This window comes from Streptomyces sp. NBC_01016, assembly GCF_026341035.1.
Classification (GTDB): Bacteria; Actinomycetota; Actinomycetes; order Streptomycetales; family Streptomycetaceae; genus Streptomyces.
Window position 1 is genome coordinate 2284433 of sequence record NZ_JAPEOQ010000002.1, and the last position, 15878, is coordinate 2300310.

Annotated in this window: 12 protein-coding genes, 1 tRNA gene and 1 pseudogene; 7 read left to right on the plus strand and 7 right to left on the minus strand. The window is 65.4% G+C overall.

Annotated elements, in window-relative coordinates; genetic code table 11:
* The first annotated feature begins 10 nt into the window (after positions 1–10).
* Positions 11–2029 carry a family 43 glycosylhydrolase gene (locus OG746_RS37140; protein ID WP_266722789.1) on the plus strand — a complete coding sequence of 673 codons (2019 nt, stop codon included), beginning with the start codon at positions 11–13 and terminating at the stop codon, positions 2027–2029.
* A 115-nt stretch (positions 2030–2144) separates the two neighbouring features.
* The gene (locus tag OG746_RS37145; RefSeq protein ID WP_266722791.1) at positions 2145–4526 is read left to right on the plus strand and encodes a glycoside hydrolase family 28 protein; all 2382 of its coding nucleotides are present in this window, start codon (positions 2145–2147) and stop codon (positions 4524–4526) included.
* Positions 4527–4643: 117 nt separating this feature from the next.
* Here OG746_RS37145 and OG746_RS37150 read toward each other — a convergent pair whose 3' ends face one another.
* From OG746_RS37150 to OG746_RS37170, 5 genes are all read right to left on the minus strand, one after another.
* Positions 4644–5984, minus strand: coding sequence for a 7-cyano-7-deazaguanine synthase (locus tag OG746_RS37150; protein ID WP_266722793.1), 1341 nt, complete (start codon positions 5982–5984; stop codon positions 4644–4646).
* Positions 5981–6757 carry a hypothetical protein gene (locus OG746_RS37155; RefSeq protein ID WP_266722794.1) on the minus strand — a complete coding sequence of 259 codons (777 nt, stop codon included), beginning with the start codon at positions 6755–6757 and terminating at the stop codon, positions 5981–5983. The genes OG746_RS37150 and OG746_RS37155 overlap by 4 nt, the downstream gene beginning before the upstream one ends.
* 453 nt (positions 6758–7210) lie before the next feature.
* Positions 7211–7354, minus strand: a complete 144-nt coding sequence (locus OG746_RS37160; RefSeq protein WP_266722796.1) for a hypothetical protein — start codon at positions 7352–7354, stop codon at positions 7211–7213.
* A gap of 417 nt (positions 7355–7771) precedes the next feature.
* The gene (locus OG746_RS37165; protein ID WP_266722798.1) at positions 7772–8260 is read right to left on the minus strand and encodes a hypothetical protein; all 489 of its coding nucleotides are present in this window, start codon (positions 8258–8260) and stop codon (positions 7772–7774) included.
* Positions 8261–8615: 355 nt separating this feature from the next.
* On the minus strand, positions 8616–9149 hold the full coding sequence (locus tag OG746_RS37170; protein WP_266722800.1) for a DinB family protein: 534 nt from the start codon (positions 9147–9149) through the stop codon (positions 8616–8618).
* Positions 9150–9205: 56 nt separating this feature from the next.
* Between OG746_RS37170 and OG746_RS37175 the strand changes: the two genes are divergently transcribed.
* Entirely contained in the window at positions 9206–9973 is a 768-nt protein-coding gene (locus OG746_RS37175) for a transposase (protein WP_266722801.1), read from the plus strand.
* Between the two features lie 128 nt (positions 9974–10101).
* Here the strand turns inward: OG746_RS37175 and OG746_RS37180 are convergent.
* Positions 10102–10323, minus strand: a pseudogene (locus tag OG746_RS37180) (hypothetical protein); the annotation flags it as partial.
* 339 nt (positions 10324–10662) lie between these two features.
* On the opposite strand from OG746_RS37180, the gene OG746_RS37185 reads away from it, so the two are divergent.
* The 4 genes from OG746_RS37185 (at position 10663) to OG746_RS37200 (ending at position 13889) form a co-directional block, all read left to right on the plus strand.
* Positions 10663–11799, plus strand: a complete 1137-nt coding sequence (locus tag OG746_RS37185) for a nucleoid-associated protein (protein WP_266722803.1) — start codon at positions 10663–10665, stop codon at positions 11797–11799.
* A gap of 43 nt (positions 11800–11842) precedes the next feature.
* Positions 11843–12835: a RelA/SpoT domain-containing protein gene (locus OG746_RS37190; RefSeq protein WP_266722805.1), complete on the plus strand. Its 993-nt coding sequence runs from the start codon at positions 11843–11845 to the stop codon at positions 12833–12835.
* The gene (locus tag OG746_RS37195; protein WP_266722807.1) at positions 12832–13458 is read left to right on the plus strand and encodes a hypothetical protein; all 627 of its coding nucleotides are present in this window, start codon (positions 12832–12834) and stop codon (positions 13456–13458) included. Before OG746_RS37190 ends, OG746_RS37195 begins: the two co-directional genes overlap by 4 nt.
* Positions 13459–13807: 349 nt before the next feature.
* Positions 13808–13889, plus strand: a tRNA-Pro gene (locus OG746_RS37200).
* A gap of 694 nt (positions 13890–14583) precedes the next feature.
* Here the strand turns inward: OG746_RS37200 and OG746_RS37205 are convergent.
* A complete protein-coding gene (locus OG746_RS37205; RefSeq protein ID WP_266722809.1) occupies positions 14584–15513 on the minus strand; it encodes a DUF4429 domain-containing protein in 930 nt (309 codons plus the stop codon).
* Between the last annotated feature and the right edge of the window lie 365 nt (positions 15514–15878).

The window sequence follows — 15878 nt, forward strand, 5'->3', positions numbered from 1 at the left end:
CGGAAAGCCCATGAATGCCCTGTGGAACAACGCCGTTTCACGCAGGACGCTCCTGGCCGGAGCAGCGACCGGCGCAGCCGCACTGACCCTGGGAGCAGGAGGTGGCACCGTCGCCGTCGCCGCCCCCGCGGGCGGCGACGACCTGGAAAGGCTCTACGACTCGCTGGTCGCCGAAGTCGCGAAGGACTACACCCCCGCCTCCTGGCGCGCCTTCGCCCCCATCCACGCCGCGACCGGAAAGCTCCTCGCCGGCTCACCGACCGCCCAACAGCGCCAGGAAGCACAGACGGCGCTCGCGGCCGCCGCCGACGGACTCGTCATGATCAGGGGACTGCGCCGCCTCGTCGCCGACTACCGGACCCGCAAGTACCCCGACTACACACGGCGTTCGTGGCACGACCTGCCCGCCGCGCTCGGAGCCGCGCAGAACATCCTCAAGAGAGACGACGCCTCTCGCGCGGACGTCGTGGATGCCAAGAACGCGCTCCAGAAGGCGGCAGCCGGGCTGTCGCCGACGGCGGCCCACGCCTTCGGCGAGATACGCAACGACTCCTTCTGGCACGACACCGACGGCAACCCGATCTACTCCCAGGGCGGTGGTGTCTTCCGCTTCGGTGACACCTACTACTGGTACGGCGTCCGCTACACCGGCGCGGAGCAGTACTACAACAGCCCGACCAAGACGTACGACTCGAAGTTCGTCGCGATCACCTGCTACTCGTCCCGGGACCTGACGAACTGGACGTTCGAGAAGAACATCGCGACCACCTCCACCCGGTTGTGGGTCCCGCCGGAGAAGGAGGTGAACGACTCCACGTTCGCGCGGATGACATCCCTCGCTGACACCTCCTGGCTGGGCCGCCTCGGCGTGGTCCACAACCCGAACACCGGCAAGTACGTGCTCCTCGCCCAGATGGGCAACGCGCTCGACACGGACGGCAACAACGGAGCCGTCCTCTTCCTTCAAGGCGACCACCCCGCCGACGACTTCACCTACGCCAACATCCAGCCGCAGATCGCGGGAGTGCCCACCCAGTCCACCAAGGACCAGACGGTCTTCGGCGACGACGACGGCACCGGCTACCTCGTCTTCTCCGGCGGCGACGGCCGCGTCTACTCCTACGTCAGCAAGCTCGCCGACGCCGACTCCCTGACCATCGAACCGGCCGTCCAGATCGGCTACGTCGCCAAGGGCCGTGAGGGCAACGCGATGTTCAAGTACGACGGCCACTACTACGTGGCCACATCCGACCTGCACGGCTGGAACTCCTCCCAGTCGTACGTCATCAAGTCCAAGACCGGCGACATCCAGGGCGAGTACACCGCCGAGTACGTGCTGCCCGGCACCGAGAAGGACTACAGCCACGTCACCCAGACCGGGTTCTTCATCACCGTGAAGGGACAGCGGCAGGACACCGTCGTCTTCGCCGGTGACCGCTGGGCCGACTTCGCCTGGAACGGCCTCGGCTACAACCAGTGGATGCCCCTGTCCGACACCGGCGAAGGCCTGGCCTTCGAGTCCCTGAGCCACTGGGAACTCAACGCCGTCACCGGAGCCTGGAAGACGGGCCGCGACAACAACTACCTGCTGAACCCGGAGTTCGCCGCCGACCGGGTCACGGTCACCGAACTCACCGGCTGGACCACGCACATCGACACCGACGTCGCCACGACGCCCTTCGTCGTCAATACCTCACCCGGCGCCAGCAACACGCGCTTCGCACTGAAACTGGGCGCCACAGCCCCCTTCTCGGGCTCCCTCACCCAAGAGGTCACCGTGCCCGCGGGAGGCTACCGGATCTCGGCCAAGGCCAAGACGGCCGGCGGTCTCGACCACGCCCGTATCCGGCTCACCAGCGGCACTCACGAGCACGTGCTCGACCTGAACAAGCCCGCCACCGACTGGCACACCCTCACCCGCGAGGGCCTACCGCTGCCCGCCGGCCCCGTCACGGTGTCCATCGAAGCCCGCAGCAGCACGGGCAACCAATGGATCACCCTCGATGCCCTGGCACTGACCCGCCGGTGACACCACGCGCACAGTGACACACCTCGGGCGGACGGACACGTCCGCACATCAGCTGTCCCGCCCGTCATCCGTCCAGCAGCAGCCGTCCGTCGTCCTTCAAGGAGCCGCCTTGAACATGAAACGTCGCACGTTCGTCATCGCCAGTCTCTCCCTCGCCGGGCCCGCCGCGGTGGCGGCACCCGCCCGCGCGACCACTTCCCCTGCCGTCCGTTCCAGCGGGACGGTGGTCGTGGCCAAACACGGATCCACTCCCGCCCTGCACAACGTCGGAACCTCGACCGTCACGGTCCAACCAGGCGCCACCGTGCGCCAAGTGCTGGCACAGCTGACCTCCTCCGACTCCTCGCGACAGGCGCACAAGGTCCTCGACTCGACCGGGGCAGCCCGCTCCGACGGCAGAGTGAAGGCAGGCGACCGCCTTGTCGTACAGGCCGAGGACGGCAGATCAACACGCACCTACAAGTTCGCCCTCCACGACCCCAACGCCCCACAACGGGACGGCGTTTACTGGAACGCGGCGCTGTACGAGGAGATCGACCGGACCGTCAACACGAACACCCCGGTCTTCCCCGACCGCCGCTTCGACATCACGGCGCCCCCGTACCGGTCCCTGATACGACAGGCCACCGAGACCTACGCCGTGGGCAACGAGGCAGGCGACCCGGCAGCCACCAAGTCACCGCTGGTCTACACATCGCGCGACGTGTGGTTCTACGGCGACGCCCTCCGCGCCGCTATCCAGGACTGCCACCGAGCCGGCGGCGGCATCGTCGTCATCCCGGCGGACGCGTCCCGCAACGATGACGGCGCGTACTACACGGGCGCCATCACCCTGCTCAGCGGCGTGAACCTGCACGTGTCCGAGGGCGCAGTCGTGAAGTTCATGCGCAACAGGACCAACGAGTACTACCCGGTCGTCCGCACCAGCTACGAGGGCACCGACATGTACGGGTTCTCACCGCTGATCTACGCCCTGCACCAGCGCGACATCGCGGTCACGGGCGGCGGGACGCTGGACGGCCAGGAGGACATGTGGAACTGGCGTCCCTGGAAGAAGGGTTACTGGGGCGAGCCCTCGGTCGAGGACAAGACCACCACGGCCTCGTACGGGCAGAACGGCATCCTCAACCAGATGAACTTCGAGGACACGCCCATCGAAACACGCGTCTTCTCCGACGACGGCCACCGGCCGGCCGCGATCCCGGTGGTCCGCGACGGGCGTGTGCGCCAGGTACCGCCGCCCGCCGACGCACGACCCATGAGGTCGTCGTTCCGTCCCTCGTTCATCCAGCCCAACGACTCGACCAACGTGCTGATCGAGGGCGTACGGATCCGCAACATCCCCTTCTGGACCGTGCATCCCCTCAGCTGCACGAACGTCCTGATCCGCGACCTCAACATCTACAGCGACAAGACCCGCGACTTCGAGCTGAACTGGAACAACGACGACGGCATCGACCCCGAGTCCTGCCGCAACGTCGTCATGGAGAACAACCACGTCACCACCAGCGACGACGGTGCCGCGGTCAAGGCCGGCCGTAACGTGAACGGACGCGAGCACCGGGCCCCCAGCGAACGCATCATCATCCGCGACTCCGTCTACCGCAACGACGGAGGGGACGGCGCGGCCATCTCCATGGGCAGCGAGATGTCGGGCAGCATCCGTGACGTCTTCATCCACGACAGCGTCTTCGGCGGGCCCGACCTGTCCCTGATCCTCAAGATCAAGACCAACTCCAGCCGCGGCGGCCTCGTCGAACGCGTCTACGTGCGCGACTGCCTCCTCGAGCAGTCCAATCACGGCATGGTGCAACTCGACGCGAACTACCGGGAAACCGTGCCGTTCCCAAACGCGGACGTCTTCGACCCGACCATCCGCGACATCTACGTGGACCGGGTGAACACCGCTCCCACCATGTCCCGGGGCAAGACGACCTTCGCCCTCTCCAGCTCCGCTTCCCGGAGTCCTGTGGAGGGTGTCCACTACCGCGACTCGACCTTCCACACCACCAGCGACCTGGCGGCGGGCTTCGCCAGCGTAAAGATCATCAAGAACTTCGTGGTCGACAACGTCACCTACGTCAACCCCGACACCGGCGCCACCACCCGGTACAACACCAAGCCTCTCGATCTCCTCGACCGGACCCGAGCCGTCACCGGCACCTCGACCGACGCCGGCGTCCACCTGACCCCCGTCAGCATCGACCGGCCGGACATCATCACCCCCGTACCCGCCGACACCTTCACGCTCAGCGGCGCCGTGGACCTGACCTCCCACCCCCGCTTCCCGCAGACCGGCACCATCCGCGCCTTCCTCGACCGCAACACGACCCCCATCACCGTGCACCTCAGCGCGGACGGCACCTTCCACAGCGACCCGATCACCCTGAACGACGACCAGCCCTGGTACCGCGACCGCCACTACGTGGCCATCAACTTCTACGACGGCATCGACATCAACACGGAGGTGTACCAGGTGACACGGCACAGCCGATAGCCCGGCCAGTACGCCCACGGCCTCCCTGCGTTCCGGCACACCAGGGCATCCGGGCTCGGCAGGAATGTGCGACGGAATATCACCCCGATGTGCGCGCGTGCATGTTTCAGTCAGTGGTCAGGATGCTTGCCGGGCCCTCCTTTGGTCCGCCCAGGTCACCAGGGCCCGTAGTTCCTCTCGCCCCTTTGTCACCACTTCGAGAAGGTGCTCTGGCCGGACCTGCTGGGGTAGCGGCATGTCGGCTGCCAGGTCCTGGGCGGTGCACTCAGTGTCCAGCCAGCGCCGCAGCGCGTGCCAGTTGGTGAGTTGGGACGGGCGGACACTTGGGTTCCAGGGGTCGGCGGCGTAGGGGGTTCGGTCTTCGCCGAATGCGTGATGCAGTCCTGATCGGCGGACGATGCACGGGAAGCAGAGTCCGCAGTGTGCCAGGGGAGGGCCGCCGGCGCGGCGTGCCGGCGGGGTGCCGCAGCTGAGTGTCGCCTCCAGGACATGCTGGGGGAGGCCTGCGTCTCGCGCCTCGGCGCACACTTCACCCTTGGTGAGTGTCGCGAACGGGTTCTCCACCCGGACGGTGAAGTGGGTGTTCTGCGCGGCTTCTGTTCTTGAGATCTCGGCGATCACGCGGTTCAGGTGGTGCAGCGTCCAGGGGTGCACTGAGCGGGTCGAGCAGGATGCTGAACGGGCGGCGGTGAGCGGCGGGTTGAGGGCGAGCTGGCCGTTTTCCGGTAGGTGGACGACTGGGACGCGTTCGGCCGCTGCCGCGTGGACGGCGGTCGCCGCGTAGAGGAAGCCGCGCGAACGGGTGGAGCGTTCCAAACGGAGTCTCGCACCCTCGGGGCCCCGGGTGGTCTGGCTCTGGACCAGGCGGCGCAGGGGACGTTGGCTCACGGAGGACACGGCGTCGTACACGTGGTCCTGCAGTGTGCCGAAGTTCCGCTCTTCGAACATGGTGAGGAGCAGGGCGTGGGGGCTGTGGACCGTTGCCCGCTGTACGGCCCAGCCGAGGGAGTCGAGCCCGCCGGAGAACAGGGCGACTTCGTGGGCAAAGTGATCGGCCGGGAAGGATATCGGTCCTCCGCGGATCAACTCGCCGTCCGCAGGCCGGAAGCAGACCTCCCATCGGTCGCCGGTAACGGTCTCGAGCATGGCAGTGAGGGAGGGGAGGGCACATTGCCAGGCTGCAGGATCTGCTACGGGCACGGACAGGACGATGTGCCGGGTCCAACGGTCGAAGCTGTCCTGTCGGTTGGCGTAGCGATCAGCGGCGAAGACCGCACGAGCCACCCGCTGGAGGTCGTCCGCCCAATCGGGGGCCGGTGCGAACAGCACCCGACGGTCCGGGGCGCGTGATGGGCGCTCCCAGTAGATGGCATCGCTGAGCGGTATCCACGGCTCTGGCGGAGCCTGGGCGCCGGGACGGGCCAGCCAATGGAATCGCGTGTGGGCCTGTGGTGTCATGCGGCAGGCTCCCCCCGGTGCGATGTGTCGGCCGTCGTCCCGCCTTCGGAGTCATCCGGGTCCGTGAGCAGGCCCAGCGCCCTGCCCGCCATCTGCGGCACGAGTCTTTCCGCTGCCAGACGGAGCGCCCCGAGCGGATCCTCTGCGGTGGATGCCACTGCTTGGGCTGTGTCCACTGCCTCTTGTAGCTCTGCAGCTTCCTCGCATGGATTCGGCAGCAGACTCATCACGTGCTCTGCTACCCAGTCGGCGATGTGGTCCTCAGGGTCGACCGCAGGCAGGAACGGAACGACGAGCTTGACCTTCTCGGCAATCGCCGAGCGAAGGAACTCGGCCACCACATCTGCGAAAAACCACTGGTAGACCATGCAGAACATATCCCCGGACAGGCCGCCTGGGTGCGGAGGGGCGCCAGCCTGGGATTGCTGGTCGAGCGCCTGCACAAGCTTGCGGGCAGAGACGGCTGCGGCCCGGCGCACGGCGGCATCAGCCATGGTGCCGCCGTCGCCGCCCACGGCCCTCGTGAACCGCGTGATGAACTCGTCCCCGTTTTGGCTCAGTTCCCAGATGCTCGGCATGCTGGCGGTCAATCGTTGGCCGCCTGCACGCGCGGCCTCGTACAGGCCGAAGGCCGTCGGGTTCTCGCGGAGGGTGCGGTGGAGCACGCCTACGTAGTCGGCAGCGATGTCGTCGAGCCGTGCGATCGAGTCGGGTGTGTCGCTCTGTCGCCAGGTCGATGCTCGCTTTCCGACGCGGGTCCATTCGGCTGCCATCCCGGTACGGCCGCCCGGCCCTCGCCAGCGTGATGATGTGCCCATGCCCCACCCCTCCCGTTGGGACGAGGCATGGCCCGCCGAGCCATGGGCGTCCCGTCCTTCCAGGGGAGCAGCAACCAGCTTTCCCAGACAGGGCGCGAGTCAGCCAGATCGTGGCTGTTTCAACGGACTTGACAGCAGGAGAGGGGAACCGGTGTGCGCTTGCTGAATTCAGGAGTGTGACGCGGGCCGCCAGTGCAGTGCGGGTTCAGATCGATTTCCACGCTCAGGGCTGGGGGCGCAGATCTGGCGGAGGCCTACGTGGCCGCCGCGCGAGCTTGTGGGGTTCGAAGAGTCATCGCTGTTGCTCAGCGCGTACAACCGCTTCCCCAGCACGGTGTCCAGATGGAAGAAGCGTTTGGGCTGGGAGGCGGCACGCGTGGCGTGGCGGCGGACGTGCTTCCGGGGCGCTCAGTCGGCCCGGGCCTTGCCGTACGCGCCGCCCAGTGGCCCCGCAGCCTGGCAGTCGACCTCGATCCACATGACTGGGCTGTGGACGCGCAGGTAGAAGGCGTCGTCGTCGGTGGCGCCGATCCACGCGTGTGCCGTACGCACGGTAGGTGGCTAGCAGTTCAAGGTCGCTCACTGGGTACCTACTGGTTGCTGATCGTCTGGGTGATGTCGAGTTGTCATTGATCAGCCGGGCTGTCATGTGCGGCGGGTTGGGCGGATCGCCTCAACGAGCCTGCGGCGTACGTCGCGACCCTTGAGCCCGCCGAAAGAGGCCAGCGATGTGTGACGGAGCTGTCTTTTCGCGCCAGCCTTGGGCCCCTTGCGCGGGGTGCGGTGGGCGGTGCGGCCGCCGGACGGAGCGATGATGTCGTACATCCGGCGCAGAGCAGGATCTGCGCCATGGGCGACGGTCAGCGTCGTGGCCATCCGCGTGCGGCAATCTTCTCGTCGGCGGACAACTGGGGGCGGAACGTGCGCGTCGCTGGTTCGACTTCCAACTCTTGAGCGCCACGGGCCGGCTCAGCCGTCGGGTGACAGGAACTCGTTGTCCTCGAGCTTGCGGCTGATGATGCTCTCGCCGTTGGACAACAGTACGTGGAACCTCAGGTGTTTGCGTTCTTCTCGGTCCGTCAGACGTCCTGTAGGCAGGTAGAACGGGTGCGTTATGCCATCAAGGGCGGGCACAACGGGAGGTTCGTCGTGATCGGCATAGAATCTCTTACCCTTGATTAGTTTCGGCTTCTTGGACTTGTGCCACCTGGGATACGACACTAGCTCGATGCGCTCGACCTTCACAGAGGTGGTGCCGAGGTTGCGGAACCGCAAGATGAACAGGTAGTCGCTTGCCTCGGGGTTCCGTTCGGTGCCTGTTCGCACGCCGGCACGGAAGAGAGAGACCCCCACTTTGGGGCGAACTCGGCGGTATGTAAGAGCTGTGAAGATGACGTTGGAAGCCGCAGCACTCGCCGCACCGATGGCGATTCCTCGGGCCCACCAATCAACATCCATTGCTACGAGCCTTCCCCCAATAGATCGCCGAAGGTGAGCTGTCGGGAGTCAGCAGAGCCAGCTCCCTTGGGCTGAACGTTCTCCCTGTCCAGGGTTCCACTTGATCTGAGCGGTCTTGAGGAACTGGTGAGTGGTTGTTGCCGCTGCGATCGAGCGCCAGGTCAGGGTGCGGTCGACGGCGGTGTGCAGTTCGGCAGGGCTGGTGTAGGCGCGAACTGGCGTCCGGTCAACCCGCACCCAGACTCGCAGCAGCCCAACTTCCCCGATGCCAGCGCGCAATGTCAGGTGCGTGCCGCATCATCGCGTCCATTACCACTAAGGGTTGTCCCGCAATGCCTCAGCAGCCACAGGTGACTCACTCGCCGGTCTGGCCGTCGATGAGCTCGCGCGCGACGTCGAGGTGACCGACGTGGCGGGCGTACTCCTGAAGCAGGTGAAAGAGGATCCGCCCGAGCGAGGGGGCTTGGTCGGGTGTCTTGAAGCGGCCTCCGAGACGTGCCTTGTCGCCCAGCAGGGCAGGTGCCGTCAGCGAGTTCGCGACGGCCACTTCTGCTTGGTAGTCGGCGATGACCTGGGCGGTGGAGGTGTTGGCGGCGACCGTCCACTCCTCGGCATCTCCGCCGGGCGGATAGGCGACGATGCCCTCGGCGCCGAACCCCCAGCGCACCCATCGGCGTTCAACCCAGCCGAGGTGCTGGACCAGGCCGAGTGGCGACCAGCCGAGCGGTTCGACGGGCGTGCGCAGTTGGTCGTCGGAGAGTCCGTCGAGCTTGCGCATCAGGGCGTCGCGATACCACTCCAGGTAGCCGAGGAGCAGTTCATGGGCGTCGGAGACATCAACGGCAGGGCCATCGAGGAGTGCGGGGACCTGTTCCGGAGGCTGCTGCATCCCGCGAACGTAACGCGGGCGCGGTGCCGACTGCACGACCCTGACACGATCTTGAGGTGACTGGTGTGATCACGGCGTCAAAGCCGTCCTGGATAGCTCCGTTCACCGGGCTGAGTCCGCGCAGCTTCGCCAAGTTGATGTCCGTGGTGCGGCGTGAGGTCGCGGACGAGCCGCGGCGCGGACGGCCGTGGAGCCTGCCGTTGGAGGACCGAGTACTGCTGGTCGCGGCGTACTGGCGCACCAACCTGACGCTGCGCCAACTCGCCCCGCTGTTCGGCGTCTCAAAGTCTGCCGCCAACCGGATCATCGACCACATCGGTACGTTGCTGGCGCTCCGGCCGAGGCAGCGGTTCGCGAAGGACACCGTGCTGATCGTGGACGGCACCCTGGTGCCCACCCGCGACCACACGGTGGCCGAGCAGTCGAAGAACTATCGCTATTCCACGAACCACCAGGTCGTCATCGATGCCGACACCCGGCTCGTCGTGGTTGTCGGCCGGCCACTGCCCGGCAACCGCAACGACTGCAAGGCGTGGGAGGAATCCGGGGCGAAGGACGCCGTCGGCAGGACGATGGCCATCGCGGACGGCGGATATCCGGGCACCGGCCTGGTCATGCCGCACCGCCGCCGCAAGGGCGAAGAACTGGCCGACTGGCAGAAGACGCACAACACCTCCCACAAACAGGTCCGCGCCCGCGTCGAGCACGTCTTCGCCCGCATGAAGTGCTGGAAGATCCTGCGCGACTGCCGCCTCAAAGGTGACGGCGTCCATCACGCCATGCTCGGCATCGCCCGCCTGCACAACCTCAACCTCGCCGGATAGAGGACGGACCCCACGGCAGCCGGACGCACCCTGACCACGCCGAAGATCATTTACGGGACAACCCTTAGGCATAGAGTTACAAACGGGGCCGAGGTGGCAGTGCGAGTTAACCGCAACCATTGGTGGGTTCAGATACGTATTGCGATGCGGCGGGATGGTGCCCCCACGAAGTGACGTAGTGAGTCCAGGTCATTGGGGTCCGTTTGCGCAGGAAGCCCTGGTGGCGGTGTCGGCTGGTCGGTGAAGAGCCCAGCCATGGAGCCTTCGGAGAGATAGCGGCGGTCGAAGACCTGCCATCCGTCGTGGAGTTCGGCCAGGACCGCGGCGGCGAGCCGGTCCAGAGCAGCGGGTCTGGATGGCTGCCCTGAACTGCGTACTCAGTGCCTGCGGAATTTCACCGTTGAAGTTCGGCCACTGTTGCAGGTCCTCGGGCCGGATGCGTGACCCGGCCCGTTACGATGAGCGGCAAGGATTCTTGGCATGTGACACGGACAAGCCGGCGTCGGGCTGATGTCAGGTTGCGGGCCAGGCAATACAGCACAGAAGCACGCTGCGGACGGTGGCTGACCACTGCCCGGGCGGCGCATGGACAGCGACGTCCGGCCTCGGGGGTGCGGGCGGGGATGTGTGGGTGGGAAGTGCGTGCCGACTTTGGGGACCTTGTCATTGACCAGGCCATCGTTCATGCGGTGCCACAGCGTACGAAGGACGAGGACCCTATTCCGCTCAAACTCAGCCAGACCGCGTGCAGGCTCGATGATGGTGGGCGTACGGCGCTGCAGGGAAAGCTCCGCGACGTTCTGGACCGTCTGGGCCGTGAGGTCGTGGAGGACCCTGAGCTCAAGTCCGGTCTGCCCGACGCTGTCCGGTCGTTTCTGGGCGGTGAGCAGGAACTGGTCGAAGTCTCTGGAGAGTTGGCTCACGCGCTGCGCGACAGCCAGAACGGGACCAGCTCCTCTGGCCTCCTTCTGGTGGCCGCCGCCCGTCTCAACAACCGGCGTGCGCTACTGATGGTCAAACTGGAACACGAGACCGGCATGCAGGCCAATGAGATCGTGGCCGGTGGACTGCGCACATTCGACATGCAGTTCTTCGCCAACCTGCTGTTCACTGAGAGATCCAAGGTCTACAAGGTTGCACTTTTTTCCGAGGAGGGGCTGGCCGATTCCGGTCTTCACGGGTGGGCTGCGGATCCGCAGAAATCTGGCAAGGACGTGGCCCGGTTCTTCCTTGAGAAGTTCCTGGGATGTCGGCATCAAAACGACCCCCGCGAGCTCACTCGCCGCTTCCATGACGTGGCCATGGACTGGGTCAACAGCCGCTTCACGCACTCCGATGTGCGAGTGGACTACGTCATGGCCGTCATGGTCGCACTTCAGAACTCCACTCCCACCTTGGACCCTGCAGAGTTCATCGAGACAAATCTGCAGGAACCGCATCAAGACGACTTCTTCGAGTTCCTCGAGGAGAATGACGTCCCGTGGCGCCCCTTCGATAAAGACACTGAGCTCATCAGTAACCGACTGCAGAAGATGCGTGTGGACCTGTCCAACGGTGCATTCCTGGTGGCCCCGCTGGAAGCCGTCCAGGACGGCACGGTCGTGGTGGAGGATCTCGAAGACGGTCGCACCACAGTGACGATCACCTCAAAGCTCACCAATACCAGCAGCGGTGCTGCCATGGGCCGCCGCCCCAAGCCACCCACCCAGCCCGCAGAATTGCCCGCCCAGAACGAAATGATTCCGGGACTCGAGAGAGTGACGGCCATCCCCGCTCAAGGTACCCCGGCTCCCGTCAGCAACGAACTCCCGCCAGCGCAGGCATGAACTCCACCACCATCACGCCCCCGACGCCAGTGGCGGCCATCCCATGCCCTTGACCGCTGGAGAGGCCTTTCAGCGCTACCGGGAAGAGCGGCCGTGTATCGAGCGGGCAGCTGAGGCAACCAAAGCTCACCTTGAACACCACATCGCCCGCAGGGGCATCGATTGCCAGGTGACCGCCAGGGCCAAAGAGCTCACCAGCTTCAACGCCAAGGCTCGTTCGCCACGCAAGAACTATGCCGATCCGTGGAAAGAGATCACCGATAAGGCAGGTGTGCGCGTCATCGTGCCGCACAGCGGCTTGCTCAATCCGGCTCTGGACGTGATCAAAGACAACCTCACAGTCGTCGAGGTGCAGGACTATCGCGACGACGTCGGCAAGGAAGACCTGCTTCGCTACCCGCGTCTGCACGTCCAAGCCGTCGTGGTGGGTGGGATACAAGATCCCGACGGTGCCCCCTACGAGTGTGAGATCCAACTGCGCACCGAGGCCATCGACTTGTGGTCGCGCATGTCGCACAAGCTCTTGTACAAGCCGGGCGTCTCTCCGCCTGCTGATGTCAGTCGCTCGCTGTACCGTCTGATTGCCCTGGTCGAACTGTTCGACCTTGAGGTCGAACGGGGGTGGGACGCCTTGGCACAGCAGGATCCCGAACTCGCCCGCGGCAACCGGCTCCTCAAGATCGCCGAACATACCTATCGTACGTTCACTGACCATCCCTACAGCCGTGACCTGTCGCAGGACGTCATCGAGGTCCTGTCACAGACCATCGATGACGCCGCCGCCTACAGTGATCAACTGGCCGAGTTCACCGAACGCTTCCGTGAGCGCATCCAGCGCAACTACGCCGACTACGGTCCCACCAGCGCCCACTTTCTTCAGCATGGCCGCTACCTACTGGCCAGCCAGCCGGAGAGCTTGATCATCTTTGAGCGGCTGGCCAACGCCCGATTCCGCCTCAAGAGCACATGGAAGAAGAGCGAGCTACCGGAGACGATGCTCACCGACATGGCACAGATCTGGGGAACAGCACTATGAGCAGCTCACCACAACCGGAACCTCCGGCTCTCGCGGCCGCGACTGCAATGTTCGTAGAGGTCCTCGTGGTCGGAATCGGCGCGCTCACCGCAGCAGTGCTGCTCCTCATCGCGATCATCGGTCCTGCCACCACGGTCAAACTCGCTCCCGTAGCGGGCTCATCTGCGGCTGCCGGCGCAGGCCTTGCCGCTGCCTATGCCCTTGGTATTCTCGTCGACCGGGCAGCCGACGCCGCCCTGACACCGCACCGTCGCCGGCTGCGCAGCCGCTTCTTCCCGTCCAACACCGCCTACGCACAGGCGCGCTTGCGCCTGGCAGACTTCCCGGTCCTGGCCGCCCGCGCGGACTACGCGCGCTCCCGCATGCGGATCTGCCGCGGATGGACCCTCAACGCCCTGGCCCTGACCCTCACCGCGGACCTGGTCATATTGCGCTACTCCCTCGAGCACCGCCCGCTCGTCCTGGCAGCCACCACCACCTTCGGCGTGTCCGCTGCTTTCGGCTTCTACCGCGCCTGGCGCGCGCTTACGGTGACTGGCTACCGCAAACTCGTTGAACAGACCACGCCCACAGTCAACCAGCCACTGCCCGCCCAACCTCAGCCCAGCCCTGCATCGCCGTGAGGGATCGGCTCCCCCGGTCATTTGGGGCTGACGCAGGCTTTAGTGCCAGCGGCGGGCACGAAGCTTGTGCGGACGGTGTAACCAGCGCAGTCGGATGGGACTCAAGAGCCTCCAACCGTTGGCAGCTTCAGGCAACAGCGCCTGGCGTGAGGCAGCGGCGCCCAACGGATGCGATGCCGGCCCACACTCCATGGCGCCTTCGGAATGAGAAGAGAATTGACGGCTCGCTAAAGGCGCGTACCGTAGGAAGTAGCCAGCAACCTCCGTCGAGAGCCTCGAACGATGAACATCGCTCACGTAGTTCCGTGAACTTCCGCTCAGGCGCCAAGAGCATCTCGCAATGGCGCAATGGGGCGTTCAGGAATTCGCCTGGGAGCGCCCGCACTTGACTGGGGGTCAAGGGGTCGCAGGTTCAAATCCTGTCGTCCCGACAAGTTCGAACGATCGAACGTCGCAGGTGAAGGGCCGTTTTCGAACGGCCCTTTTTCTGTTGCTCCCACTCTCCCAGTGGGAGCGCGGCGAGTGGGAGCACGCTCCCACTGTCCCCTTACCCGGTTACTCCCACTCTGGCCGATGCGCACATATTCGATTCCTTGCGCGTGCGTTCACATCTGAGCCCGGTTTGTTACCCGCGGCTCCCCGTCCTATGGGTGGCTTTCCGGGTAAGGGCTTGCGCTCTTCGCGCTGGTGGGGGTCGCTCCCAGTGGGAGTGGGGTCGGGAGCGGCGTCCCCTTGGCCGGAATCCGGGTTATGGGGCCATGCGAAATTTTGACCCCAGTTCCGATTTAGGGTGGGCGGTATGCGGCTTTTCGGTGGTGGCCGTTGGGGGCTGCATCGAGAGGTTGAATGTGGGTGGGAGCGGTTCGGCGAGTTTCGCGCACGTTTGGGGGCTCTTGGGAGCGTGATGTCGCTGTCGCGTCAGCTCCCATTACGGAGTCTTCTCGTACCTGGACCTGATGGTCGACTTCATCGCCGTCGTCCACATGACGAGCGCGCTCCCAGGGCCCTCGTTCTCGACGCCGAGTCTGAGTTCTCGCTCGCCGGCGGGGCGACATTGGTGCGCCCGGAGCTGGCGCACCGAGGTCAGCCATCCCCCCTTTATGTCTCTGCGTAGATCACTGCAGGTCAGATACGTGCGAGCAGTTCGGCCTTCTTCGACTCGAACTCCGCATCACTCAGCACACCGGTGGCGTGCAGTTCGGACAGCTTCGTGATCTGGTCCAGTGCATCCGGCTGCGGGGGAGTCGAAGGTGAGGGGCCATGCATGGCGGCACGAATTGCGTCGGCAAGCGGCGGGAGGTCGCTGCTTCGCACACGAGTGATCCGCGACTCGTTACCTGAGACGTGGATCTTCAAGGTACCCAGGCCGAGCGACTCGCTGGTGTGCACGGAGCTGATGCGGTCCAGGGGGAAGTCGACGATCTGGCTTCCGGTGTAGCCGTTGCGGAGGAAGAGCACACACCGGTCGGTCAGGGCCACGATTCCCATGGCGTCGTCGTATTGGCCGGCCGCAAGCAACTGGACCACTTCGCCTGCGGCCAGGTACTCGGGGAGCTTCTTGATCTCGCGCTTGCTGCCCATGGTCCAGCCCAAGCGTGCCGCAGCAGCCACGATGTCTTCGCGCTCGCCGGCCGTGCCGATCTTCGCCGCCAGCTTCGCCCCCTTGGCTGCTCGCGCGTCGAGGAGTGCGTCGCCTGCTGCGGCGTAAGCGGCGGCCGAGTCGACCTGCGACGTCTTGTTCGTTTCGACTACTCCACGGAGGTATTCGTAGAGCTGCTCGAAATCCCGTCGTTGCTGGTGGGTGAACAGGACGGTGTTGGGGTCGTTGGCGGCGTCGCCGCCGCTCAGGGCGGACAGCGGCTCGCCGCCGAGCCCGAGACGCAGGCGGCCATTCTTGATCATGTTCGACGCGACGATGTCGACACCGGTTAGCGCGGCGAGTGGGATGACACGGGTCCGAACCGACTGCCTGGAGAGCTTTGCTCCCATGCCCGTTCGGGACACAACGAGATTCTCTCCTTGAATTTCGATCTTTCCGTTGTGCCCCTTGACCATCTCTACTCCTACGCCGATGAGATTCGCTGACTCGCATGCCCCACGGGGCGCCCATAGGCCAGTTCGGTGTCGATGCCGTCCGTGCGTGCGGTCGGGCGGGGTGAAGGGCGATGCCTCGTCAACTTTATGGACATGTTCTTGGTGAATTGGACGGGCGAAGGTCCTGATCCGGCACGGCGTTCGTCCTCGTTGCAGCGTGTTCGACGCCGACTGGTTGGCCTCGGGCGTGGGGCTGGCCAGGAGGCGGTCGTCGTAGCGGAAGATCGAGTCGCTCAGCGGTGTGTCGGGAAGGTCGATCTCGCGGCTTGTACTACTGAGAGTAGGGCGGCCGGGGGACTTCCTATGTGTGATGCGCCTGCGTCGTG

Coding starts and splice junctions, on each gene's coding strand:
- OG746_RS37205 (WP_266722809.1), bottom strand. CDS start 15,513: ATGGTCAAGGGGCACAACGGAAAGATCGAAATTCAAGGAGAGAATCTC.
- OG746_RS37170 (WP_266722800.1), bottom strand. CDS start 9,149: ATGCAGCAGCCTCCGGAACAGGTCCCCGCACTCCTCGATGGCCCTGCC.
- OG746_RS37150 (WP_266722793.1), bottom strand. CDS start 5,984: ATGACACCACAGGCCCACACGCGATTCCATTGGCTGGCCCGTCCCGGC.
- OG746_RS37165 (WP_266722798.1), bottom strand. CDS start 8,260: ATGGATGTTGATTGGTGGGCCCGAGGAATCGCCATCGGTGCGGCGAGT.
- OG746_RS37140 (WP_266722789.1), top strand. CDS start 11: ATGAATGCCCTGTGGAACAACGCCGTTTCACGCAGGACGCTCCTGGCC.
- OG746_RS37195 (WP_266722807.1), top strand. CDS start 12,832: ATGAGCAGCTCACCACAACCGGAACCTCCGGCTCTCGCGGCCGCGACT.
- OG746_RS37190 (WP_266722805.1), top strand. CDS start 11,843: ATGCCCTTGACCGCTGGAGAGGCCTTTCAGCGCTACCGGGAAGAGCGG.
- OG746_RS37155 (WP_266722794.1), bottom strand. CDS start 6,757: ATGGCAGCCGAATGGACCCGCGTCGGAAAGCGAGCATCGACCTGGCGA.
- OG746_RS37145 (WP_266722791.1), top strand. CDS start 2,145: ATGAAACGTCGCACGTTCGTCATCGCCAGTCTCTCCCTCGCCGGGCCC.